Origin of the sequence: Mucilaginibacter sp. MD40 (assembly GCF_002288635.1) — a bacterium.
Taxonomy (GTDB): Bacteria; Bacteroidota; Bacteroidia; order Sphingobacteriales; family Sphingobacteriaceae; genus Mucilaginibacter.
In genome coordinates this window covers 2,345,756-2,372,045 of record NZ_NRSW01000001.1, presented here as the reverse complement: position 1 = coordinate 2,372,045, position 26,290 = coordinate 2,345,756, and the positions used below count along the sequence as shown (strand labels likewise).

The 26,290-nt window shown below is 41.6% G+C and carries 18 protein-coding genes; 10 read left to right on the top strand and 8 right to left on the bottom strand.

Annotated features, from left to right (window positions below; genetic code table 11):
- Positions 1 to 112 precede the first annotated feature (112 nt).
- The 3 genes from CKK33_RS10695 to CKK33_RS10685 all read left to right on the top strand — a co-directional run bounded on the left by CKK33_RS10695 (position 113) and on the right by CKK33_RS10685 (position 5,193).
- Positions 113 to 1,258: a methionine aminotransferase gene (locus tag CKK33_RS10695; RefSeq protein WP_095704098.1), complete on the top strand. Its 1,146-nt coding sequence runs from the start codon at positions 113 to 115 to the stop codon at positions 1,256 to 1,258.
- Positions 1,259 to 1,310: 52 nt separating this feature from the next.
- A complete protein-coding gene (locus tag CKK33_RS10690; protein WP_095704097.1) occupies positions 1,311 to 2,090 on the top strand; it encodes an amidohydrolase in 780 nt (259 codons plus the stop codon).
- Between the two features lie 76 nt (positions 2,091 to 2,166).
- Positions 2,167 to 5,193, top strand: a complete 3,027-nt coding sequence (locus CKK33_RS10685) for a GH92 family glycosyl hydrolase (protein WP_095704096.1) — start codon at positions 2,167 to 2,169, stop codon at positions 5,191 to 5,193.
- A gap of 90 nt (positions 5,194 to 5,283) precedes the next feature.
- On the opposite strand, the gene CKK33_RS10680 is transcribed toward CKK33_RS10685, so the two are convergent.
- The 4 genes from CKK33_RS10680 to CKK33_RS10665 all read right to left on the bottom strand — a co-directional run bounded on the left by CKK33_RS10680 (position 5,284) and on the right by CKK33_RS10665 (position 11,453).
- Entirely contained in the window at positions 5,284 to 6,369 is a 1,086-nt protein-coding gene (locus CKK33_RS10680; RefSeq protein ID WP_095704095.1) for an efflux RND transporter periplasmic adaptor subunit, read from the bottom strand.
- Between the two features lie 4 nt (positions 6,370 to 6,373).
- Entirely contained in the window at positions 6,374 to 9,607 is a 3,234-nt protein-coding gene (locus CKK33_RS10675; RefSeq protein WP_095704094.1) for an efflux RND transporter permease subunit, read from the bottom strand.
- A gap of 8 nt (positions 9,608 to 9,615) precedes the next feature.
- Positions 9,616 to 11,001: a TolC family protein gene (locus tag CKK33_RS10670; protein WP_095704093.1), complete on the bottom strand. Its 1,386-nt coding sequence runs from the start codon at positions 10,999 to 11,001 to the stop codon at positions 9,616 to 9,618.
- Positions 11,002 to 11,081: 80 nt separating this feature from the next.
- Positions 11,082 to 11,453, bottom strand: coding sequence for a hypothetical protein (locus CKK33_RS10665; RefSeq protein ID WP_095704092.1), 372 nt, complete (start codon positions 11,451 to 11,453; stop codon positions 11,082 to 11,084).
- 792 nt (positions 11,454 to 12,245) lie between these two features.
- Here CKK33_RS10665 and istA point away from each other — a divergent pair.
- The 6 genes from istA to CKK33_RS19615 all read left to right on the top strand — a co-directional run bounded on the left by istA (position 12,246) and on the right by CKK33_RS19615 (position 21,897).
- Positions 12,246 to 13,775: an IS21 family transposase gene (istA, locus tag CKK33_RS10660; RefSeq protein ID WP_233138189.1), complete on the top strand. Its 1,530-nt coding sequence runs from the start codon at positions 12,246 to 12,248 to the stop codon at positions 13,773 to 13,775.
- A 19-nt stretch (positions 13,776 to 13,794) separates the two neighbouring features.
- Positions 13,795 to 14,541: an IS21-like element helper ATPase IstB gene (istB, locus tag CKK33_RS10655; protein ID WP_095704090.1), complete on the top strand. Its 747-nt coding sequence runs from the start codon at positions 13,795 to 13,797 to the stop codon at positions 14,539 to 14,541.
- 321 nt (positions 14,542 to 14,862) lie between these two features.
- Positions 14,863 to 15,975: a Fic family protein gene (locus CKK33_RS10650; protein ID WP_095704089.1), complete on the top strand. Its 1,113-nt coding sequence runs from the start codon at positions 14,863 to 14,865 to the stop codon at positions 15,973 to 15,975.
- Positions 15,976 to 16,293: 318 nt separating this feature from the next.
- Positions 16,294 to 19,122: a type I restriction endonuclease subunit R gene (locus CKK33_RS10645; RefSeq protein WP_095704088.1), complete on the top strand. Its 2,829-nt coding sequence runs from the start codon at positions 16,294 to 16,296 to the stop codon at positions 19,120 to 19,122.
- Positions 19,123 to 19,124: 2 nt separating this feature from the next.
- The gene (locus CKK33_RS10640; RefSeq protein WP_095704087.1) at positions 19,125 to 20,669 is read left to right on the top strand and encodes a type I restriction-modification system subunit M; all 1,545 of its coding nucleotides are present in this window, start codon (positions 19,125 to 19,127) and stop codon (positions 20,667 to 20,669) included.
- Between the two features lie 31 nt (positions 20,670 to 20,700).
- On the top strand, positions 20,701 to 21,897 hold the full coding sequence (locus tag CKK33_RS19615; RefSeq protein ID WP_198952461.1) for a restriction endonuclease subunit S: 1,197 nt from the start codon (positions 20,701 to 20,703) through the stop codon (positions 21,895 to 21,897).
- On the opposite strand, the gene CKK33_RS10630 is transcribed toward CKK33_RS19615, so the two are convergent.
- The 3 genes from CKK33_RS10630 to CKK33_RS10620 all read right to left on the bottom strand — a co-directional run bounded on the left by CKK33_RS10630 (position 21,890) and on the right by CKK33_RS10620 (position 23,657).
- Positions 21,890 to 22,345, bottom strand: a complete 456-nt coding sequence (locus tag CKK33_RS10630; RefSeq protein ID WP_095704086.1) for a restriction endonuclease subunit S — start codon at positions 22,343 to 22,345, stop codon at positions 21,890 to 21,892. The two genes, CKK33_RS19615 and CKK33_RS10630, sit on opposite strands and share 8 nt — an antisense overlap.
- A gap of 200 nt (positions 22,346 to 22,545) precedes the next feature.
- Entirely contained in the window at positions 22,546 to 23,034 is a 489-nt protein-coding gene (locus CKK33_RS10625) for a hypothetical protein (protein WP_198952460.1), read from the bottom strand.
- A 2-nt stretch (positions 23,035 to 23,036) separates the two neighbouring features.
- The gene (locus CKK33_RS10620; protein ID WP_095704085.1) at positions 23,037 to 23,657 is read right to left on the bottom strand and encodes a restriction endonuclease subunit S; all 621 of its coding nucleotides are present in this window, start codon (positions 23,655 to 23,657) and stop codon (positions 23,037 to 23,039) included.
- Between the two features lie 93 nt (positions 23,658 to 23,750).
- On the opposite strand from CKK33_RS10620, the gene CKK33_RS10615 reads away from it, so the two are divergent.
- A complete protein-coding gene (locus tag CKK33_RS10615) occupies positions 23,751 to 24,677 on the top strand; it encodes a site-specific integrase (RefSeq protein WP_095704084.1) in 927 nt (308 codons plus the stop codon).
- 287 nt (positions 24,678 to 24,964) lie between these two features.
- On the opposite strand, the gene CKK33_RS10610 is transcribed toward CKK33_RS10615, so the two are convergent.
- On the bottom strand, positions 24,965 to 26,287 hold the full coding sequence (locus CKK33_RS10610; RefSeq protein WP_143822943.1) for a hypothetical protein: 1,323 nt from the start codon (positions 26,285 to 26,287) through the stop codon (positions 24,965 to 24,967).
- Positions 26,288 to 26,290 lie beyond the last annotated feature (3 nt).

Sequence of the window (26,290 nt, the reverse complement as noted above, 5' to 3'; positions counted from 1 at the left end):
AACAAGTACTAATAATTAATAGAACAATCATACCAACTCACACTGAAACTCCGAAAGTAAATTATTTACTTGTTCGGCGGATTTTATGGTGTAATGGTTATTTTAGCCGCCGATGATACCAGTTATTTCAAAGCTACCACAAACCGGTACAACCATCTTTACTACCATGTCTGCCCTGGCAGCAAAGCATAGTGCTATTAATTTATCACAGGGTTTTCCTGATTATGATTGCTCTCCAGAGTTAATTGAAATGGTAACCAAAGTCATGCAGGCGGGATATAACCAGTACGCTCCTATGGCCGGTTTGCCTGCCTTGCGCGAGCAGATAGCCATAAAAACAGAACGGCTTTACGGCGCGGTATATGACCCTGAAACAGAGATCACCGTAACAGCAGGCGCCACGCAGGGCATATTTACCGCCATAAGCGCGGTGATACATCCTAATGATGAGGTAATTATGTTTGAACCTGCCTATGACTGTTATGCACCAGCGGTTAAGTTGATGGGTGGCGTAGTAAAGTCTTTGGAATTGGAACCGCCTGATTACCGTATTCCCTGGGATATGGTAAAAAGGCTCATTACCAATAAAACCAGGATGATCATCCTTAACTCTCCGCACAACCCAACGGCTACCGTATTAAGCGAGGATGACATAGAACAGTTAAGCGCTTTGGTAAAAAACCAGGATATACTGATATTGAGCGATGAGGTTTACGAGCATCTGGTGTTTGACGGAGATGTGCACCGCAGCATGGCCCGCTACCCACTATTAAAAGAGCGTAGTTTGATAGTGGCATCATTCGGTAAAACATTCCACGCAACAGGATGGAAAGTAGGTTACTGCATTGCGCCGGCCTACCTTATGCAAGAGTTCAGGAAGATACACCAGTTCCTGGTATTCAGCGTAAATACACCTATGCAGCACGCCATAGCCGAATATTTAAAGAATGTGAACCATTATGAAAGCTTACCTGACTTTTTTAGCGAAAAACGGGATAACTTCCGGAATGGATTAGCGCATAGCAGGTTCAAATTATTACCTTGTGCTGGTACATACTTTCAATCAGTGAGTTATGAAGGCATTACAGACGAAAAGGACACTGATTTTGCCTTGCGCCTTACCACCGAAATTGGGGTAGCAGCCATACCGGTTTCGGCTTTTTACCGCAAGGGCACAGACAGGCATATCTTACGATTTTGTTTTGCCAAAAAACAAGAAACTTTGGATAAAGCCGTTGAAAGATTACAAAGGGTTTAACCTTACGGAAATATTTACGTAAAAAATTATTCGTCGCCTCAGGAACAAGCTTATGGATAACTTAAAGATCACCGTTTATCAGGGATACCTGTTTTGGGAAAACACTGATAAAAACCTGCAGAATATATCCCTGCGGTTGTCCAATATTCGGGAGAAAACCAACCTCATTATATTGCCGGAGATGTTCAATACCGGTTTTACCATGAATGCCGCGGAACTGGGCGAACCCATGAATGGTAAAACCATGCAATGGATGCAAAAAACAGCCGAAAAATTTGACGCTGTAGTAACCGGCAGCCTGATAATAACCGAAGACGGCAAATACTTCAATCGCCTGATATGGATGCGACCTGACGGCACTTATGAGTACTACGACAAGCGCCACCTTTTTGCATTAGGCAAAGAGCACAATACTTACTTAGCGGGTACAAAAAAACTAATAGTTGAGTTGAATGGCTGGCGCATATGCCCTGTAATATGCTATGACCTGCGTTTCCCGGTATGGTTAAGGAATATACCCGAGCAGGAATATGACCTTTTGATCATTGTTGCTAACTGGCCGGAGAAAAGAGCCCTGCACTGGCGTACCCTTATACCCGCACGTGCAGTAGAGAACCAGGCCTATGTAATTGGTGTTAACCGTGTTGGGCACGATGGCAACGAGATATACCATTCCGGCGATTCTACCTGTATTGATCCTAATGGTAACGTGGTATATTACAAACGCGATGAGGAGGATGTCTATACTTTTTCTATCATCGGCGATGAAGTGAAAAAAGCCAGGCGCGCCTTACCTTTCTTAAAAGACGCGGACGATTTTGATATACGTTAGCTGGTTTTATTAGCGCGTTTTTTTAATGAGAAATTTGAGTACCAAACTTGTAATTTGCGTATTTAAAATCCATTAAATGAAACTTGCTTTTCGCATCGCTTTATTATCATATTTCCTTTTCGCTTCAGCATTATCTTTCGCTCAAAAGAAGAAAAAAGATTTCGCACAGTATGTAGATCCCTTTATAGGAACCGGCGGTCACGGCCACACCTATCCTGGCGCGGTATTACCGTTTGGTATGGTACAACTAAGCCCCGATACACGCCTGGAAGGTTGGGACGGTTGTTCCGGCTACCATTACACCGACACCGTAGTTTACGGATTTTCGCACACGCATCTTAGCGGCACAGGTATACCCGATCTTTGTGATGTATTGTTCATGCCCACAACCGGCGAACCGAAATTAAAGAATACCGAATACCGTTCGGGCTTTAAGAAAAACAATGAAAATGCCAGCCCGGGCTATTACCACACTTTACTGGATAAATACAACATTAATGTAGAGCTTACGGCTACCCTGCGTGCCGGTATGCACAAGTATGATTACAAGGATGCTAAAGAAGGCAACATTGTCATCGATCTTTTACACCGTGATGAAGTGCTTGATTCATGGATAGAAGTGGTGAACGATTATGAGATACGAGGATATCGCAAGTCGCGGTCATGGGCTACCGAACAGCCTGTTTATTTTTACGCTAAGTTTTCAAAACCCTTTGCCTCTTATGGTATAGCTTTAAACGAAGCCATACAGGATAGTAAAAAACGCGTTGAAGGTAAAAACGTGAAAATGTATATCCGGTTCAATAATCCGGGAATTATCAGCGCAAGGGTTGGTATTTCCGCCGTAAGTGCAGAAGGAGCATTGAAAAACCTTGACGCGGAAATGCCCGATTTTGATTTCAAGAAAATAGTAAAATCTGCACGATTGGCCTGGAATGATGAGTTGAACAAAATACAGGTTGAAGGAGGCGCACCGTCCAAATCATCTCAATCACAACCGTACAACCCTTACTTATATAACCGTCCGCAACCTAAACAAAAGAAAGTTGAGGAACCCGATTACGGAAAAGTAAAACAAACCGTTTTTTATACAGCACTTTACCATTGTTTCTCCGCGCCAAGTATTTATAGCGATGTGGATGGGCAATACCGGGGGGCCGATCAAAAAGTACATACCGCTAACGGATTTACCTATTACACGGCCTTCTCCCTGTGGGACACTTACCGTGCAGAGAACCCATTGCTCAACATTATCGACAAAAAGCGCACGCTTGATTTCATCAAGACATTTTTAGCCATTTACGAGCAGGGCGGTTTATTACCTATATGGCCATTAGCTACAACTGAAACGTATTGTATGGTAGGCAACCACTCCATACCGGTAATAGTGGATGCTTATGCCAAAGGTATACGCGATTTTAATGCCGAGGAAGCCTTTACCGCTATGCAAGCAGCTGTTAACCGTAACCAGTTTGGTTTAGATAATTACAGGGCTACCGGCGCTGTGCAGGCAGATGTAGAGCACGAATCGGTAGCCAAAACGCTGGATTATGCCATTGACGACTGGTGCATAGCCCAAATGGCTAAAATGCTAAATAAGCCGCAGGATTATGCAGAATATATCAAGCGCGCCCAATACTGGAAAAACGTACACAATAACCAAAACGGCTTTATGCAGGCGAGAGAAAATGGCGGCTGGTACACTCCTTTCGAGCCTACAGAGATCAATAATAATTATACCGAAGGTAATGCCTGGCAATATAGCTTCCTGGTACCGCAGGATGTAGAAGGGCTGGCCAATAGCCTGGGCGGCATCAATAAACTGGAAGTAAAGCTGGATGAGATTTTTACCACAACGTCCAAACTAAGCGGCAGGCAGCAGGATGATGTTACAGGCCTGGTTGGCCAGTACGCGCATGGCAACGAGCCCAGCCACCATATTGCCTATTTGTACAATTTCACTAATGCTCCTTACAAAACACAATACTATGTAAGCAAGCTTTTACGCGAGCAGTACAGCGCCAAACCGGATGGTTTATCAGGTAACGAGGATTGCGGCCAAATGTCTGCATGGTATGTAATGAGCTCGTTGGGACTTTACAATGCAATGCCCGGGCAAAACCAGTATCAGTTAACCACCCCACAGTTTGAACGCATTGTTCTTAACCTTGAGAATGGTAAACAATTCGTTATCACTAATCCTGGCGCCACTATTAGTCGTGCAAACAATTACATTCAGGGTTTAAGCCTTGATAAAAAGCCTTACAACAAGTTATATTTAAACTACGACGACCTCGCAAATGGGGGTGAACTGGAAGTGTTTAGCGGCAGTCTGGAAAATAAATTGTTTATGCAGGAACTGGAGCGGCCATCTTCAAAGATCAGCGATCATTTGATCGTGCCAAACCCGTATATAAATGCCGTGAGCCGTACCTTTAAGCAAGACCTTACAGTAACCATTGGTTGCGCGGATAGCGCCGCTAAAATATATTATACGCTTGATGGTAGCTTGCCTACTGCGCAATCAACTTTGTATACCAAGCCTATATCCGTTACAGCAACCACAACTATAAAAGCGATAGCTATTAACTCGGGTGATACCAGTTTTGTTGATGAAGGTGTATTCACTAAGATACGCGGAGATATTAAATTAACCCTCCTGAACAAATACCTGCCAAACTATTCTGCCCAGGGCGATGAAACATTAATAAACGGCATACACGGTACTGCCAACTGGCGTTTAGGTAACTGGCAGGGTTACCAGGGGAAAGACCTCGTGGCGATAATTGATATGGGCAAGATAAAGCCCATAAAACAGGTGAGTATCGGCACACTGCAGGATACCCGTTCCTGGATTGTGTTTCCCAAGGTAGTTGAATATTGGATATCTGCCGACGGCATAAATTATAAACTGGCCGCGACAACCAATTCTAAAGTAAATATAACAAGCCTGCAGCCACAAACGCAGGAATTTACCGGCAAGGTAAATAGCACCGCCCGCTACATTAAGATTATAGCGAAACAATATGGTGCCCTGCCCGATTGGCATGAAAGCAAAGGTAATCTATCCTATATTTTTGCAGATGAAATAACTGTAGAATAATTACTACAAAGAGACTTAAACAAAATTTTGAGGTACACTAACTGTAGTTAGTAAAAGGGATGGCAAATGTAATTTACCATCCCTTTTAGATTACTTAATATTTGTGCCTTCTTTTAACTCATCTCCGGCGTGTAGTACCACCTTCTCCCCTGCTTTCAAATTTCCGAAAACCTCAGTGGAATCGTTGGTATTAATGCCTTCTTTTATGTCTGCAAAAACAGCCTTTCCATCAACTACCGTAACCACATATTGGCGTTCGGTAGACTGTATAATGGCACTGTTAGGCACTAATAGTGATTTAGCGCCTGAAAGCAATGGTATTTTCACCTCGCCGTACATACCCGGCTTTAAAACCCCACTGGTGTTATGTACATCTATTTCTATCGCTTCTGAACGCATCGTACTTAAAGCGTCAGCAGAACGGCTAATGTAAGCCTGGTATTTCTGCCCCGGCATGGCATTAAACACAAAACTTACCTTCTGTTTAAGATCAACCTTATCTACATAGTTTTCAGGTATCATCACTTCTAAACGAAGCTTCTTGTTATCCTGTAGTACCAGCATGGGCTGGTCGGTTGATTTGCCAGGACCTACCAACGCTCCGGCCGAAACATTACGCTGAACGATGATGCCATCAAACGGAGCACGTATGTTTAAATAGTCCTGCACGTCTTTTACAGAATTAACATTTGATCTTTCAGACAAGGCTACGGCTTCATCGGCCTTCATTTTGGCCATTGCGTTATCCAGGTCGAGTGGCGAAACCGCACCTGCTTCTTTGGCCGCTTCTTTTAGTCGGCGATACTTTTCGCGGCTGGCACTGGCCGTTTCCTGTGCTTGCAGATAGCGGGCATTAGCTGCCTGTAACTGCGACATCATTTCGGGTGCTTCCAAAACAGCCAGCAACTCCCCTTTGTGTACAATTGACCCACGGTCGACATTGATACGCTTTACAAAGCTGTTGATTTTAGCAAATAGATTCACATCGTTAAAAGGCTTCAACTGACCAGGCAAGCGTACATAGCTTGACAATGCTTTTTCGACAACAGTACCGGTTTCAAACTTGCTTTCAGCAGCTTTATTTTCTTTTTTGGTGATATCAACCGGCTTTTGAGCGCCGCCACAGCCTGCCGCCAATATAGCAACAGCCATTATAGTTATTATTTTGTATTTCATGGTATTACAATTCTTGTGTCTGAAGATGATTTTCAGGTAATAGTGAAGGTGATTGGTAAGTGGTTTTATTTTGTACCCAGGCAAATACCAGCGGGAGGATAAACAAAGCGGCAATGGTAGATGCTATAAGCCCGCCGATAACCGCACGGCCGAGCGGGGCAGATTGTTCGCCTGCTTCACCCAAACCAGATGCCATAGGGATCATACCTGCTATCATGGCTAAACTCGTCATCAAAATCGGCCTCAAACGGATGGATGCACTGGTTACTGAAGCACGTGTAGCATCCTTATAATCTAACCTTAGCTTCTCTGCATTGGTTACAATCAAAATAGCGTTAGCTACCGATACGCCTGTAGACATGATCATGCCCATATAAGATTGCAGGTTAAGCGTAGAACCCGTTAAAAGCAACATGAGCAGCGAACCCAAAATTACAGCCGGCACCGTAGAAAGTACAGTGAGTGATAGTTTCATTGATTGGTAATTGGCTGCCAGCAGCAGGAAGATAACCAACACGGCAAATAGTAAACCGTTTTGTAAACTGCTCATGGTTTCCGTCAACAGGTTTGACATGCCCTCCATTCGAACTACTACACCCCTTGGCGGTGTACCCATTTCATCAATTGCTTTTTGTACAGCTGTTGTAGCGGTTCCAAGGTCTTTATGGTTGATGTTGGCACTCACCGTAAGGTAGCGGCGTGGGCCGCGGCGATCGTATTCACCCGGCACATAATGTGTGGTAAATTCGGCAACATCGCCCAGTACGGGGCTGCTCTGGCCTTTTACCAGCGGTATTTCGCGTAGTTCATCCATCGTGTTCATAACAAATTCGGGCACTTGTACTTGTACCTGATAGGTATAAGCTGATTTTTCATCAAGCCAAAGGTTTTTTTCTGTAAAGCGGCTTGATGATGTACTTGCCGTTACCGAACGGGCTATTTCTGATACACTTAACCCCATTTGCGCTATCTTCAAGCGGTCAAGCTTAATAGCAATGATTGGGAAGTGCATAGGCTGGTTGATCTGCACATCACGCAAGTAATTTACCTTTTGCAACTTGCTTATCAACCTGTTACTATACTCTTGTAGCTGGGTCATATCCCGGCCTGCTACGGTCACCTCAATTGGCGTGGACGCCCCCTGGCTCATGATCTTCTCGGTCATGTCAATAGGTTCAAAGGTCACACGCATTTCTGGCAGGGCGTAGGAAATGTTCTTACGCAGCGCCTCTTTAAAATCATCCATGTTCACATGGTAGCCTTCATCAAGGTTCACCTGCAAAACTGCTTCATATGTACCAGTATTAAATACATACAGGTTACTTACTCCATAACTGCTGGGTATAAGCCCAACAAAGCCAGATGTAATGGCTAAATGATGGTTAGAGGTACTATCAATAATTTTTAACACCTCCTTAAGCTTAGCCTCCGTACGTTCCAGCCTGGTGCCATCGGGTTCTTTAATACGGATCTGGAATTGGCCGTTGTTCAACTTGGGCATCATGTCCTTCCCAATCACAACGAAGCATATACCAGCCAGTATAAATACCCCCACCAAGTAAACCGGCACTATTACCTTTTTACCTGGCATCCACTTACTAATGATGTTCATGAAACGTATCTTAATACGTTCAAACAGGTCATTTTGCTCGGGATGTTTCTTCTCTTCTTTTAAGTGCGCGTCAACCTGGTCGCGTTCGGCAGCATCGAGCCCCTCTCCTGCATGTGCATGCACATGGTCATGGTGATAATGCTGATATTGCTCTGCTTTTATCATCCAGTTGCTTAATATAGGTACCAGGGTTTGCGCGATGATGTAAGAAACGATCATGGTTAAACCTATGGATAGTGAAAGCGGCAAAAACATAGCTTTAGGTACGCCGCTCATCATGAATGATGGCGCGAAAACAGCGAGTATACACAACAGGATAAGCAAAAGCGGAAAAGAGATCTCCTCACACGCGTCATAGATGGCTAAACGCTTTGGTTTGCCCATTTCCAGATGCTGATGTATGTTCTCTATGGTTACCGTTGCCTGGTCAACCAGGATACCAATAGCCAAAGCAAGCCCGCTCAGGGTCATGATATTGATGGTTTGATGAAAGATCCCTAACAGCGTTAGACCTATAAGAATAGACACCGGGATAGTGATCACTACGATCAAACTACTGCGCCAGTCACGGAGGAATAAGAGTACCATTAAACCTGTTAATAGGGCACCAAGCCCACCTTCAGTCATTAAACTTTTTACCGCATTAATAACGAATATAGATTGGTCAAACTCGTAAGATATTTTAACATCATTAGGTAGCAAGCTTTGTATATCTAGTAGTTTTGCTTTTAATGCCTGCACAACAGACCAGGTGGAGGCGTCGGCCGTTTTTACAACCGGTATGTAAACAGAACGCTTGCCGTTGATAAGCGCGTAGCTCACCGTTACGTCTGCCCCGTCAGATACACGTGCTACATCTCTTATAAATACAGGAGTGCCACCTTTAGTAACCACCGGGATGTTGCCAAAATTGTCTACACTCTTAATGAGCGTATTCATAGTGGTAACAAACATGGTATTGTTCATGCGAAGGTTACCAGACGGCGACATAACATTGTATTTAGCCATTGCCTCTACCACCTCATCGGGAGTTAAGCTGTAACTTCTGAGTTTATTGGGATCAACATTAATGATCACCGAGCGGGAATTAGCGCCAAACGGAGGTGGAGCAGAAAGGCCGGAAATAGACGAGAACGTAGGCCTTACACGTGTTGAGGCCAGATCATATATCTCTTTTAAACTACGAGTTTTTGAGGCCAGCACTAATTGGCCAACCGGTAATGAAGATGCATCGAACCTTACTACCTGCGGAGGTAATGCTCCGGGCGGGAAAGCTTTCATTACCCGGTTTACCTGTAGTGCCACCTGGGCCGATGCTTCGGCCATATCCGTACCTTCATAAAAGCTCAATTTAAGTAAAGTTAGGCCCTGGATATTTTTACTGGTAATGCTTTTTATACCGTTTACATACAGGAACTGATCCTGCATACTGGTAGAAAAGAAACCTTCCATTTGCTGGGGCGACATACCTCCGTAAGATTCAATTACGTATATGGTAGGCATGTTAAGCTGAGGAAAGATATCTATGGGGATTTTTATTGCACTTAGCACCGAGAATATAAGCAGGCTCACTACGATGATTACCGTAGTTACCGGCCGCTTTAGTGCTGATGTTACCATTGACATATGGGAGATTATTTTAAAAGTTTTAGGATCGCGTTAACTTGATTTTCAACAACCGCCTTTTGGAATAAGGCACGGCAATAGCTGTACTTGGCAGTGGTAAAATCGGTCTCGGCACGATACAACAGGTTTAATGCGGCATTGAGCTCAATAATATCGGTAAGGCCGTTCTTGTACAGCGCGAATTTTTGCCTGTAAGCGGCGTTAGCGGCTTTAAGCTGTTTGGGTATTTCGCCAAGCCTGTCAATTGCCGAAGCCACATTGGCATCAGCCTGATTGCTGCCTGCCGCTATGAGAGCTTTTTGTTCATTAAGCTTTTTTTGCGCGTATTCGGTTTCCGCTCTTTGCGTACTAAGCTTTAAATGCCGCCGCCTGATATCAAACAGGTTATAAATAATACCTACGCCAACCAGGTAGTTACCCCTGTCAAAACCCCATCCTGTATTTAACGGGCCAAAATGGTCTTCGGCATTTATGCTTGAGCCCCTGCCCCATGCTGCCGCCTCTAATAATATTTTAGGCGAATAGCTTTTTTTAACCAGGTTTTCCTGTTGAAGGCTGCTGTTATAAAGTGATTTGTAGTAGTTAATCACCGGGTGGTTTAAAGTATCGGCATTAAACAGGCTAAACTCGGCGGTGTTTGCAGCCAGGCTTTGCTGTGTAGTAGTATCAGCAATGATTTGAGCGGCAGGTACGCCGCTCAGTGCTGATAAATTGATCTGTATTTGCCTGGCCTGGTTAACGAGGTCTATATATACCAACCGGGCTTTGGAGATTTCGGCTTCGGCAATACTCGTATCCACTCCGGCACGTATACCACTTCTGGCGAGGGCCTGTATAGAACGCCGTATCTCTTTATTCCTTTCTATGTTGCGGTTTTGTATGGTGATAAGATCTTGCAGCAGGCCAAGCTGCAAATAGTTATCAATAGTAGCCGCAGTAAGCGTGTATTTAGATTGCTCGAAACTTTTACGCTCTACATCTACATTGGCTTCTGCCGCTTTGTTAGCGGCGCCATATGCGCCAAAGTTATAAACCTCCCAATCGAGTGCCGCGATACCCAAGTTGGTTAATGTGGCTGATGTGTTACTTTCGTCACGTACGCCACGTGAATTAGACGGTATAATACCAAAGCCAAAGTAAGGGCCGGCAGTGTTATTATTAGTTCCTACGTCAGCCTGATAGTTGAGCTTTAGCGATGGTAACCAGTTATTTCTAACCTCGGTAGTTTGGGACTGGCGTATTCTTATAGCGGCGGCATCGGCAGTTAAAGATGGCGCATAGGCCGTAACCTTCTCCAGCACGGTATTTAAGCTGATACTTGGCGTATTTTGAGAACGGGCAATGTTTGGCAGCAGTAATAAAACCAGCGGCCAGCATTTATATATACTGAACATTTTACAATATTGAAATTAATGAAACCTGTAAATTAACTTGTTAAACAAGGCTTTGCACAGAGCGTGCTGTTTCAGTAAAATCAGATATTAAGTTGGTGGAGTTTAATATAAGTCGGCCGTACACCTACAGCCGCCATGTTGAATACCGACAATTGAGACTGCTTTGCAATAGTTATGCCTCTAAACGCCGAATATAATACTGACAATAAAGCAGCTATGGTAATTGCTAAGGGCAAAAATGGGTCGGGATAGATGTCCTTTGACTGGTCTTTACAAAACTCTGTATCTCCAAGGCTATCCAAACGAAGTTTATTAAAACTTTTTAATAAAATAGTTGGATGATCTGTATGTGTAAAAACATTGGTATGGATACCAAAACCAATAAACGGCTTGGCTACAAACAAACAGGCTGCAAAGAACAGCACAATCCTTATTTGTTTATGAATTTCCATGTTTGCAAAAATGCTAAGAGTTCAGATTTGTTTGCATACGTAACGAAAATATTGCAATAAATATTATTATGGTATTTAATATCTAAATGTATGCTTGGATAGAAATTAAAACAAAAAACCCATAAATCATATGATTTATGGGTTTTGATACTTGGTATCGCTTTTGTCGGGATGGCAGGATGATGTCAAACCGAACTATATCTATGATAATCAATGTATTATATCGATTTAAAACAGGAATGGACACCGAATAGGGCACATATAATGTGCTTTTGTTTGGTGGCTTTTGAAGCCTGTTTAAATGTATAAGTGATAGTCAATGAACTATTTTTACAAATATAACAATGTTTTGAAGTTAAATTATTCAATCCATCGATTTTGTGTAATTCGTTAATTAATTTCTGCTATTATTAATCGTAAACGAATTAATCCTTGTTTATTATCTTTGTAGCCATTTGTTACCCGCAAGATTGACGAATTAAATTTAGTTGTTTAGGGTCTTACAGAAAAAGATGTTCACTAGATAGTATCATTTTCTTTATTGTTTTTCTTACTAATAATATCGAGGCATTTTTTCAATATCTGTCTCATTTCTCTTCTTAATTGGGTTGTGGAGATTCTGATGAACTTGACCACTATGTTCCGGAACAAACTGACCATCTATTCCGGGCGAAACTGACCACCTGATTCCGGGGCAAACTGACCACCGCAAACTCGTAGCAAATGCTGTAGAAGAGACCATCTTTTGAGGGCAAATACACCTTCCTAAGAATGGCAAACTTAACAATCAGCATGAGTAAGATCAGAAAGATATTAAAGATGTACAGCCAACAGCGGCCTTTAATGACCATAGCTGCCCAAGCTGATGCATCGAGAAACACAGTAAAAAAGTATGTAGCAACATTCAAAGCCAGCGGCCTCACCTTTGATGAGGTTAATGCACTGAACGACAAAGAACTGGAAGACCTGTTCGGAAAGTCTAAAGAACACCCGCCTAACGCACGTATGCAGTCCATGCTGCGCTGTTTCCCCCACGTCGATAAAGAGCTTAAAAAGACCGGTATGAACCGGCAGATCCTATGGGAGGCCTATTATAAAGAGTTTCCTGATGGATATCAGTACAGTCAATTCTGCTTTTATTATAACCAATGGAAAGCCAGGGTCAATCCGACCATGCATATGGATCACAAAGCCGGTGATAAGCTTTATGTGGACTTTGCAGGCGAAAAGCTAAGCTATACCGATAAGGATACCGGTGAAGTTATTGCAGTAGAGGTCTTTGTGGCTATCCTCGGAGCCAGCCAGTTAACCTATGTTGAAGCAGTTATGAGCCAGCAGAAGGAAGACTTTATTGCTGCCTGTGAGAACACCCTGCACTTTATTGGTGGCGTTCCTGCCGCTATTGTACCCGATAACCTGAAGGCAGCCGTAACCAAAAGCAGCCGCTATGAACCCACCCTGAACGAAACGTTCGAGGACTTTGCAGACCATTACGGCACCACCATACTCCCGGCGCGGGCGTACCGCCCGCGTGATAAAGCACTGGTAGAAGGTGCCGTTAAGATCATTTATACCAAGATCTACGCGCCTATCAACCGGGTTACCTATCATTCTTTAAAAGAGTTGAATAAAGGTATCTGGGAAGCATTGGAAACCCATAACAGCCAATTGCTTAAAGGTCGCAACTACAGCCGAAGGCTACAGTTTGAAGAGATCGAGCGGCATACGCTGATGCCGTTGCCTGTCCTGCCTTACCAGTTCAAAAAGCACTTCTACGCTAAAGTGATCAAGAACGGCCATGTCAACCTCGGCCCGGATAAACACTATTACAGTGTGCCATATCGCTTCATCGGCAAGCGGGTTAAGCTTTTGTATTCCAGTACTATCGTAGAGATCTACTCCAACTACGAGCGCATTGCTTTGCACAAACGGGCAAAGAACCCTTACGGTTATACGACCGACAAAGACCACATGGCTACTACGCACCGCTTTGTAACCGACTGGACGCCTGATAAGTTCTTAGAATGGGCTGCTTCCATCCATGAGGATGTCAGACTGTATATCCTTAAGATACTTGACCGCAAACAGCACCCGGAACAGGCTTACAAGTCCTGTCTGGGCGTACTTGGCTTTGCGAAGAAAGCAGGTAACGAGCGGTTAATAATGGCTTGCCAGCGTGCACTCAGCTATGGTATTTACAACTATAAAACCATACAAACCATCCTGGAGAATAAGATGGACGGCTATGAGGAAAGCTTGTTTGCCGATGAGCTGCCGATGCCTAACCACGATAATATCAGGGGAAAAGACTATTACAAATAACCATTAAAACAACAATAACATGAACACAAGTACATTAGAAAAGATGAGGAAGATGAAGTTCTTCGGTATGTTCCATGCTTTCAAAAGCAGCATGGAAACAGGTAAAACTAACGATCATACAGCGGATGAGCTACTCGCCCTGTTGGTAGATGCAGAATGGGACGACCGGCAAAACAGGCGTATAGAAAGGACAATACAATATGCCAAGTTCCGCTATAAAGCTTCTGTAGAGGACGTGCATTACCATGCCGAACGAAGTATCGACCGCAACCAGATCATGCGCCTGGCAGACTGTACCTTCATTGACCGCAATGAAAACGTACTGGTTACTGGTAGTACCGGCATTGGTAAAAGTTATGTGGCTTCTGCCATCGGCTATCAGGCCTGTATGCTGGGCTACAGGGTATTCTACGCCAGTACCCCCAAGCTATTCGCTAAACTGAAGATGGCAAAAGCAGACGGCTCCTATATCAAAGAGCTGGCTAAACTCGAAAGGACACAGCTGCTCATACTGGATGACTTCGGTATCCAGCCTTTTGATGCACAAAGCAGGGCTGCACTCATGGAACTTATCGAGGACAGGCATGGCAAGACCTCGCTGATCATTACCTCACAGTTACCGGTAAGCAAATGGTTTGAAGTGATCGGTGAAAAAACGGTTGCTGATGCGATCCTGGACCGGATCGTTCATGATGCGCATCGCATCGAACTGAAGGGGGAATCTATGAGGAAAAAACGTAGTGTTGAACCAACAAAAAGCTACTAATGGAAATACCTTTTAAATAACTATTTTTGTACACGCTTTTATAGCATTTGCTGCAACCCAAAAGTCAGCTAACCCAGTGGTCAATTTGGCCCGGAACAGGGTGGTCAACATCTCCATAACATACAACACCTACATTTCAATCTAAAACATGTTCATATTTTATAAATAAATGAACACAACATTGAATTTTGTCCATAATTTAATATTCAAAATTAATTACGTTCATTTTTTTAACAAAATTGGACACGTGGTTTTAATTTATCAAAATACTTACGTTAATTTGCATTGTGTTCACAAATCAGAATAAAATGAACATATTATATGGCTTACGACAGAACAAAACCATTTAATGATTTACCATTACTGCCCCCCAAATCTGAAATCGAAAATGATGTTGAGATTTTGAAGAAATTGGTAACGGCATCAAGAGCATTAGCGGCTGTAAACAGCAGCATTATGAGACTGCCAAATCCATTGATGCTGGTAAATACAATAGCTCTACAAGAGGCCAAAGCTTCTACTGCCATTGAAAATATTTTTACAACTGAAGACGCTTTATATAAAGCGGTTTCAGATACCGTTCAAGAAGACAAGGCTAATATTGCAACAAAAGAGGTATTACGCTATCGTGAAGCTCTGTGGACTGGTTATCAACTCATAAAAGAAAATAATCATATTGATTTAGAAAGCGTATTAGGAATTTTCAGGCAAATTAAAAATACATCATCAGGGCTCAGGTCACCGGCATCGTTAACTATAATACAGCGTGGGCAAAGCGAATTTCGCTCTGGAGAAGTAATTTATACTCCCCCACGAGGAACCGGAATATTGGAAAAACTAATGGATAATTTGTTGAACTATTTAAATGACGATCAAAAATATCCTACAGATCCTTTATTAAAAATGTGTTTCGCTCATTATCAATTTGAAGCGATACATCCTTTTCCTGATGGGAATGGAAGAACTGGTCGCATATTAAACTTACTTTATCTCGTACATGCAGGCTTATTAAATCAACCGGTGCTATATCTGTCTAAATATATTATTGTTAATAAAGACGACTACTATTATAATCTGGGGATTGTTACTCAACGCAGTTCGTGGAAACCCTGGATACTATACATGCTGGATGCCGTAGAAAAGACAGCACTATTAACAAGCCAATTAATTAACAGCATACTTGCTCAGATGGATTCAACGTTGATACACGCCAAAAATTCAATAAAATGGTATAATAAAGAAGTAAACGAATTGATTTTCAGTCAGCCGTATATCAAACCTAAATTCATTGGTGATCAATTAAATATAACATCTAGAACAACCCTAACAAAATACTTCAATGAATTAGTTAATGCCAAAATGTTAAGTCCTATAAAAGATGGTAAAGAATTATTCTACGTAAACGACGATTTAATACGTATTCTTGAGGGATAAGTGCACTAAAGGATTTTAATAGCTAAAGAAACTAAAGTTTCTGCATCAATTTTTTTTGGTAACTACTCACCGTGTTATACTCTGCTCTCTGGGTTCGCCCCAAAAATGATTAATAATTGATTTTTAGTTATCCTGTAAAGTAAGGCAAATACTTCTGTCAATATATCGACTCTAAGACCTATAAAACCATAAACGCAAATACCCAAATGAAACTAATTAGGGATTTTTTGTAAGTTTACGAGTGATTTAACCTTATCCGAATGGTTGGCTACTGTTTCTGTGGTTCGCAGATCGGGTGAATATTATCACGAGATAAATATGACAACTCAAAGCGAATTAGTATTAGAAAATGGACTGATTAATACCTTAGTAGGTATGGGTTATGAGCGAGTGGTATTGAAAGAGGAAGAAAACCTTTACACAAACTTTAAACGCCAGTTAGAAAAACATAACCAGAAACGTTTAGCGCAGATCGGACGAACGGAGTTTACTGATAAAGAGTTCGAGCGTATCCGTATTCACCTGGAAGGTGGTACGCGGTTTGAAAAAGCAAAAAAAATACGGGATCTTTTTCCTTTGGATACAGAGGACGGGCAGCGAGTATGGGTGGAGTTTCTCAACAAGCATAAATGGTGTCAGAATGAATTCCAAGTAGCTAATCAGATTACCGTGGAGGGACGCCGCGCCTGCCGATATGATGTAACAATTCTGATCAACGGTCTGCCTTTAGTGCAGTTAGAACTGAAAAAGCGTGGATTGGAACTGCGGGTAGCTTATGATCAGATACAGAAGTACCATAAGATTTCATATAATGGGTTATTTGACTATATCCAGTTATTCGTCATCTCTAACGGCGTGAACACGCGGTATTTTGCCAACAACCCAAATCTGGGCTATAAATTTACTTTCAATTGGACAGATGCGGACAATACGCCTTACAATGATTTAAATCAGTTTGCAAACAATTTTCTGGAAAAATGTGGACTGGGAAAAATGATCAGCAAGTATATTGTCCTGAATGAGAGCGATAAAGTGCTGATGGCTTTGCGTCCATACCAGTATTATGCAGTGGAGCGTATCTTAGACCGGGTTGAAAATTCGACTAAGAACGGTTATGTATGGCATACGACGGGTGCAGGAAAAACGCTAACATCTTTTAAAGCGGCGCAACTGGCTTCGGAGTTGGATGGCGTGGACAAGGTGGTTTTTGTGGTAGACCGACGCGATCTGGATACACAGACACAAGCAGAGTATGAGGCCTTTGAAAAAGGGGCTGTAGATGGCACGGATAATACATTTGAACTGATCCGGCGACTAGGAGGAGATTCTAAGATTATTATAACAACTATTCAGAAACTAAATAATGCCGTCACGAGAGACCGTTACAACAAGCATTTGCAAAAGGTTCGAGATCAAAAGGTTGTGATGATCTTTGATGAATGCCATCGCAGCCAATTTGGTGATTCGCACAGAAACATCAAACGTTTCTTTAACAATCTGCAATTTTTTGGATTTACCGGCACACCAATTTTTGCCGAAAATGCCCACGAACACACTACGGCGGAAATCTTTGGGGATTGCCTGCACCGTTACCTGATCAAAGATGCGATTGCAGATGAAAACGTGCTCGGTTTCTTGGTCGAATATTATAAAGGAAAAAACGAATCAGGTGACGATCTGATGAACGATGTTCGGATGCAGGAAATCGCTAAGTTCATCCTAGCTAACTTTAATAAATCAACCTATGATGGTGAGTACAATGCAGTGTTCGCAACGCAGTCAGTGGCAGCCCTATTAAAATATTATCAAATATTTAAGAGCCTGAACCCTTCCATCAGGATCGGGGCGGTCTTTACGTATGCGGCTAATAGCAACCAAGACGATGAATTAACGGGTACGAATCAAGGCTTTGCCAATGACGCAGTTGCAGCAGATGAGTTGCAGTCCATCATGAATGATTATAACGACATGTTCGGTACGTCGTTTACGACGGAGAATTTCGGTTTATATTATGATGACGTAAATAAGCGGATGAAAAAAAAGAATCCGGAAATGGCTTCTCTTGACCTGTTGCTGGTGGTAAATATGTTCCTGACCGGTTTTGATGCAAAAAAACTCAACACTTTGTATGTCGATAAGAATTTGGAATACCACGGCTTAGTACAGGCCTTTAGCCGGACAAACCGGGTGCTGAATGAAAAGAAACGGTTCGGTAAGGTCGTTTGTTTCCGTGATCTAAAAAACAACGTCGATGCGGCAATCAAGCTGTTTAGTAACAATCAGCCGAACGAGTTTATTATCCGAGAGCCTTTTGATAAGGTTAAAAGTGAGTTGAATGAGCTGGTGGTCAAATTCAAGGAAAAGTATCCCGATGTGCAATCTGTAGATGGTTTGCAAAGCGAATACGAGCGGCGCGACTTTGTACTTGCCTTCCGAGATATTATCAAAAAGCGTTCGGAGATCCAGGTTTATGAGGACTTCGATGCAGAAGATCAGACCCTGCTGATGTCAGATCAGGAGTTTATGGATTTTCGCAGCAAGTATCTGGATATTGCAGTCGGGCCCATCAAACCGCCACCGGAGCCGAGCTTGGTCGCCGAGCCGCCCGTGTCTTATGGCGAAAATGAGGAAAGCCCTACCTTAGAAGATATCGATTTCTGTTTAGAATTATTGCGGAGCGACGTAATTAACGTGGCATATATCTTAGAACTGATCTCGGATCTTGACATTAATAGCGAGGATTACGCACAGCAACGCCAAAGTATTCTGGATACCATGATTAAGGATGCAGGTATGCGCAATAAGACAAAGCTGGTAGATGAGTTCATGCGTGAAAATATTGATAATGACAAAGAAGCTTTTGCCCGGGCAAAAGCTGACGGTACGATAGACCTTGAGAGTCGCTTATCCGCCTTCGTAACCCGTAAACGTGGCGAAGCGGTGCAGGGGTTGGCAGAAGAAGAAGCCTTAGATGAAGGTGCTTTGCAGCAGTTTTTGACCGAATATGATTATTTAAAACGGGAAAAACTGGAGATTGTACAGGAAGCAGTGAGAAAGAAAAAAGCTGGGATTGTCGAGCGGCGCAGCATTTTAGACCGCGTAGTTCGGAAATTGAGGACTATTATGGATATATATAATTGGGATTAACGATGAGTGAAGAACTACAACAACGATTACGCAACCAGCTCTGGATGGTGGCGAATACTTTAAGAGGCAATATGTCCGCCAGCGACTTCATGTATTTTTCGCTTGGCTTTATATTTTATAAATATTTGTCGGAAAAAATTGAGTTGCATGTCAATAAGGAATTGGAAGCTGACGGCCTGACCTTCAAACAAGCCTGGGAAAGCAATGATGAAGTTATCAAAAGCGCGATCAGAGAGACGTGTATGCAAGATCTCGGTTATTTTGTAGCACCAGAATTTTTGTACTCGACTATGATCGATTTGATCAATAAAAAGGAGAACATTCTGCCTGCTTTGGAACGTTCGATGAAGCGTATCGAAGACAGTACCATAGGTCAAGAAAGTGAAGATGATTTTGGCGGTTTGTTTTCCGATATTGATTTGGCTTCGCCAAAATTGGGCAAAACAGCTGATGATAAGAATAAACTGGTTAGCGAGGTGCTGGTCGCATTGAACGGTATCGACTTTGGTCTGCACGAGGCGAATGAAATTGATATCCTAGGAGACGCCTACGAATACATGATTTCACAGTTTGCAGCCGGTGCTGGTAAAAAAGCAGGCGAGTTTTACACACCTCAGGAAGTTAGTACAATTCTCGCTGACATTGTTACCACCGGGCGTCCACGCTTAAAAGATGTATATGATCCTACTTGTGGTAGCGGCTCTCTATTATTGCAGACAGCACGTAACGGCCACGCAGATATTATCTATGGTCAGGAAAAGAATCCAACCACTTTTAACTTATGTCGGATGAACATGCTCCTGCACGGCATCAAGTATAATAATTTTGACATCCGCAATGGCGACACCTTAGAGGCCAATGAATTTGGCGAACGTCAGTTCGACGCGGTGGTTGCCAACCCTCCCTTTTCGGCCACCTGGACCGCCGCCGCAAAATTCAACAATGATGACCGCTTCAGCAGTGCTGGTGTTTTGGCCCCGCAATCAAAAGCCGACTACGCGTTCATTTTACACATGTTGTACCACTTGAATGAGCAAGGTACCATGGCTTGTGTTGCGCCCCACGGTGTCTTATTCCGTGGTAGCAGCGAAGGGAAAATCCGTCGCTTTTTGATCGAAAAGAAAAACTACATCGACGCCATCATCGGCCTTCCCGCAAATATCTTTTATGGCACCAGCATCCCGACCTGTATAATTGTCGCAAAAAAGTGCCGCAAACAAGACGATAACATTTTATTTATCGATGCTAGTAAAGAATTTGAAAAAGTTAAGACTCAGAACAAACTACGTAAAGAGCACATTGACAAAATTGTAAACACCTACCGCGACCGCGCCGAGATCGAGAAGTACAGTCATTGCGCGTCATTGCAAGAAATTGCCGAAAACGATTACAACCTGAACATCCCCCGCTATGTAGATACCTTCGAGGAAGAAGAAGAAATCGATATACAAGCCGTTATGCGCGAGATAAAAGAACTTGAAGCCCAGCGGGCCGACCTCGATAAAGAGATCGAGGGCTATCTGAAAGAACTCGGCCTTGTTTTTTAACTATCCTTAATGTTTATACAGAAGAAAGTAAATGACCGAGAAAAAGACTAATAAACAACTAAAGGCCAATGTTCCGAATTTGAGATTCCCGGGATTTGAAAGCAAATGGACAGAAACAGCCGTTGAAGACATTCTAAAAATAGGAAGCGGTAAAGATTATAAACATTTAAAAACCGGTCCCGTGCCCGTTTTTGGAACCGGCGGACAAATGACATCGGTAAATGATTATCTCCATGATGGAGAAACCGTTTGCATTGGAAGAAAGGGCACTATCAACAAGCCATTTTATTATAATGGAAAACTTTGGACCGTCGACACTCTCTTTTATACTCATTCTTTTAACAATATTTATCCAAAATTTTTACTATATATATTTCAAAGGATAAATTGGCTTCAACATAACGAAGCCTCGGGAGTGCCAAGCCTATCGAAAAGCACGATAGAACAGATTGTTATATCAATACCAAGTCTGGATGAACAAAGCAAAATTGCTACTCTTCTTTCTCTAATTGACGATCGTATAACAACCCAAAACAAAATAATTGAACGTTTAGAAACCTTAATTACGGGACTAAGGGATAGTATTTTTAATCATAAGATCCGGTTTAGGGGATTTAATCAGCCTTGGGAAAAATTTCGCGGCAGTGATTTGTTAATTTTTTTTCCAACTAATTCCCTCTCTTGGGAAAATTTAGAATATGCCTCTGGAACAATTTTGAATTTACACTATGGACTTATCCACCAGGGGCTTCCGCAACAGATAAATCTAACCGAAAATAAATTACCCAGCATTAAGAATGAATGTTTACCCGTTAATTATGAATTATGCAAAGAAGGTGATGTTGTCTTTGCTGATGCATCCGAAGATACTAATGATGTTGGAAAGGTAATTGAGTTCATTGATTGCAATGAGAAATTGGTGGTATCTGGATTACATACAATACATGGTCGTGATAAATTAAATCGATCGATCGTAGGTTTTAAAGGCTATGCTTTTGCGGCTAAGTCTTTTAGAAATCAAATGAGAAGTCTTGCGCAAGGAACAAAAGTTTATTCTATAAGTATTAAAAACTTTCATGATTGTTTCATTTCTATTCCTGAAAAAGAAGAGCAACAAAAAATTATTAAAATATTAACAAATATCAGTCACCAAATAGCTGACGAAAAGAAAATACTTAAAGCTTTCAAAGTCCAGAAACAATTTTTGATACAAAAGATGTTTATATGATTAATTCTTTTAAGAAATAAGATTTTTGGCTCTGATACGCATTGACAATCTGCGTTTCGTTCTTTAACTTATTTTTTAAGCTAGATAAGCAATTAGTTATGCTTTGTTGTTCATCGTAGGAAGGGTAGTTAATTTTAATCTCAGCAAAATTCTCATAGAACAAGTAGATCCGCACGCCACCTTCCCCGCTTGCTAGTACAGATGACTTAAACTCCGATGTTTGAAGAAAGTCTTGCAAGAAATAATCATCAATGTCCCCATTTGTTTTGAAACACACATACAATGAACTGACGATAGCTTTTTCAATAGAATCATTAAAAGCTATCGATCCAACATTTATTCTCGCCGGATTATAGACAAAAGTACTGTGTTCAACAATTTTGTAAAGACTCGTGTCGTAACCCCGGTCATTGCTGTCAATGTTTTCAAATTGCTCTGATTGTGGCACAAACCCGTTAACATTACTAACGGAATAGACGGGAAAACTATGGTTAAGCTTATTTTTTTAATCAGTTTTAAAAGTTACCTCGCCTAATTTTTTCCTTTCCCAATCAGGAAAACTATCACCATTCTTGTTCAAAAATCTCAGTCGCTTACTGAATAACAAATCCCTTAGTCCCGTAATTAAGGTTTTATTCTCTTCCCGAGTTAAACCAAAAGAGCTTTTAAAAACCATTCTTTTTGATCGATGTATAAACGCAACAATCGAGTGTTATGTACAAGTTTTTGCTTTAGTCCTGATGTTATTTTAAGAATCTCCGCTTGTTTCTCAATAGAAGGAACGTTGACAGGGAGCTTCAAAAACTCCTCTATATTAATTGATCTTCCGTCACGAATTCCGTAGGTAACTAACCTCAAAGATTTAATAAAGGAATCCGATACGAAAAAATTCTCCCAAAAGCCATATAGGATAGTTGATTTGGACCTGAGTATTGTATATGCCGGACTACAAATACCATATTTTCTAGAAAAAGCCAAACCTCCTTGAAATGATCGTAAGTGTACAATGTAATCTCCTGGCTCAATTAGCTTGTAATTCTTAATCGAATCCAAATCGTATTTGATATCTATATCGATTTCTTTTCGCTCGATCATGCCATGCACTTGGCTCGCTGACAATACATTTTCTACCGCCATGTCTACATTTTTTTTGTGCGGACTTCAAATATGTCCCCGTAGGTTAGATGACTCCAATATGCATCAGGATTTTCATTGAATTTATAGTTAAATAATTTATCTACTACCGATTTATTAAAGGTCTCTAATTCCTCAATTATTTTGTTTTGGGTTTGAATCCGGCGATCAATAAGACTTAAAATCGCTGAGATTTTTTGTTGCTCAGTCTTTGATTTTGGAATCGCCACCTCGACTCTTTCCAAATTTTGAACTGACAATCCTGGTTGGGCCGCTCCAGTTGCATATTGATTTAAATTGAGATGAGTCAAAAGATAATACATCCATAAGGTGTCGATACTTTCATCTGGCGTAACTACAACAGCATGCTCGGTAGCATAAAATTTCCCATCAACTATAGTTACGTTACCACATAGTGCTCCCTGACGTCCAATCAAAGAATATAATCCATTTTGGTTATAATACTTAGTATATCCACGCAACCCATTACCTCCATAGCAAGGGAATAATTCATCTTGCTCCTTCTCTAGTATTTCGGAGGCACTGACAAATTTACCTGCTTGCATTTTACATACTTCACCTAATATATCTGCTTTCCAATCGTCCTCAAATCCCGGGAATCTCAAATTCGGAACATTGGTGATATTTTTATCTCCAATGCTTTACGTTGATTTTATTTGCCTAAAAATTAAATCTTAAAAACAACCCTAAAGAACATCATGAATGAAACAAAAAAAATCGCAGAAATTATCGAATTATGGAAAGCAGACAAAAAGCGTTACGTCAAGAAATCAACATTTTCGGCATACATGTTATTGATTGAAAATCATCTTAATCCAGCATTTGGTGATAACCTAAAGTTGACTGAGGCAGAAATTCAAGCATTCGTGCTCAAAAAACTAAATGAAGGGTTAAGCCAGAAATCGGTTAAAGACATTTTGATTGTATTGAAAATGGCATTAAAATTTGGTGCTAAGCATCAGTGGATTGAATATCGACCATTTGATATTCAATACCCTACACAACGTGAAAAGAACAGCATAGAGGTCCTTAGTAGGGCGGATCAAAAAAAGGTAATGTGCTATGTACAACAACATTTTACTTTTCGCAACCTTGGCATATATATCTGCTTAAGTGCAGGTGTACGCATCGGGGAAATTTGTGCATTGACTTGGGACGACGTTGATACGGACAATGGTATAATACATGTACGACGCACTATCCAGCGTATTTACACGCTCGAAGGTGGTGAACGTAAAACAGAAATTTTAATCGACACCCCTAAAACCAAGAATTCTATCCGAGAAATTCCGATGAATCGAGACCTGATCAAAATGCTAAAACCGATGAAAAAAATCGTTAATTCAAAATTTTTCATGTTGACAAACGATCTCAAACCAACTGAACCAAGAACATATCGTAGTTACTACCAAAGATTTATGCGGGAATTAAATATGCCTAAACTTAAGTTTCACGGGTTGCGACACAGTTTTGCCACTCGGTGCATAGAAAGTAAATGCGATTATAAAACTGTTAGTGTATTATTAGGGCATTCGAATATAAGTACAACATTGAATTTATATGTTCACCCTAACATGGATCAAAAGAAAAAGTGCATTGATCAAATGTTTAAAGGGATTAGATAATGTTATTGCAAATTGTTTTGTACTAAAAAACACACTGCCCCTTAATCACCATGTAAGCAACCAAAAGCGCTTAGCCGGATAAAATGTCAAGGCCGGGCAAGCCGCTGAAAAACAAAAACATTATTGCCCGCTTGTATAGCCTTGACGTTTTATTCCGGCGTGGGCTACCTTTGCGGCGCATGGTGACTGAGGGGCTATATTAAAGGGCAACTGCGCTTTATTCTTGCGGTGAGGCTGACGGCGTAAGTATGGAGCCGTTTGCCGCAACCGCTCCCCGCCGTGCATTTCTAAACGCCTGTAATCGATTTTACTAAATTGCAATCATAAGCTATCCGCTTACCCGATCTTTCAGAAAAGAAAACACTGTACTTATCGCTTAGCTGACGCAAAAAGTCTTTATCAAATTCATGGAAATGCTCGGCTAGTATCGTAATCTTATTATTGTTGTCAGTCATCCAAATTAACAGCTCATCATCCTGCAAAGTGTTCATTAAAAAGCATGTGTTTGTTTCTTCGTCGAAAACGAACAAATGAGGTTTATGCTCCACTTTGATTGCCTTGCTACCTATAATTATATCCACCATCAGGGTAAAATAGTGCTTATGATACGTTAGGTTGAAAGTTAAAGACGGACGTTCTAAGCTGTACCGACAACCCTGCATAAGCGTTTTCATAGGTCGTTCCCTCAAATATTTCAACCAATACAAATGATAGCTTTGATTATATGGGTAGTCAATTAATAAGGGCAATATCTCCTGCCACATCTTAAAAACAATGTGCTTCGTACTATCCCAAGCTGTCCAATCTCTGTTTTCCGCAAGACTCAACGGCCTAACAATACCATACAAAGTTTTACTATAGCTGTCTAATTGTTGCTGTAATTGATGACCGTTAGATTTAACAGGTAGTTTGTCAGGTAAAATAAATTTCGTAAAGCTTACGACTTTTGAGCCATCCTTACTCGTTATTCCGAAAAACGGCAATAACAACGGGAAATGGCGATTGCGAAAACGTCCCGTTGCAAAGCAAAGTGCATAGGAATAAACAGCAGTTTCGCCCGGTTTCAGCGTAAGCACTCGATCTGTAGGATTTGACAATGCAGGTGGCTGGTCATCAGGGAATTTTAATCCGCTGCGGTATAAGGTGCCAAAATCAGGATTAGCTGAAATATTGATTCGTTCCTTACCCAACTCTATTTCAAGGAACTTTTTAGCCTTTGCGCTATCATAATAACCCGGCCAATAAATTTCCTGAAAATTAAACCCCTCCGTAAGCCAACACATGCTATGTAGCCCTATAAAGGCATGATAACAAAGTTTATCATCCGGCATACCGCATGTACACGCCACATGCAATTCATCAAGTTCTACATGCAGGTATAAATGATTTTCAGAGCCGTCACTGGGATGCACCTGAACTGTTAAGATGCTGTTTTCAAAGCTAATGAGTTTATAATGGTTACCCATGTACGCTTTACGCCCTTTCGGCGGCTCGTAATGTGTTGCGAGGTCTTCCCTTGTTAACCTTTGGCGAGATGGGATAAGCGGTATGATATAGAAAAACATATCCGACGGAATGATTACCGCATCTTTTCTTTTTTTGATAGCCATAAT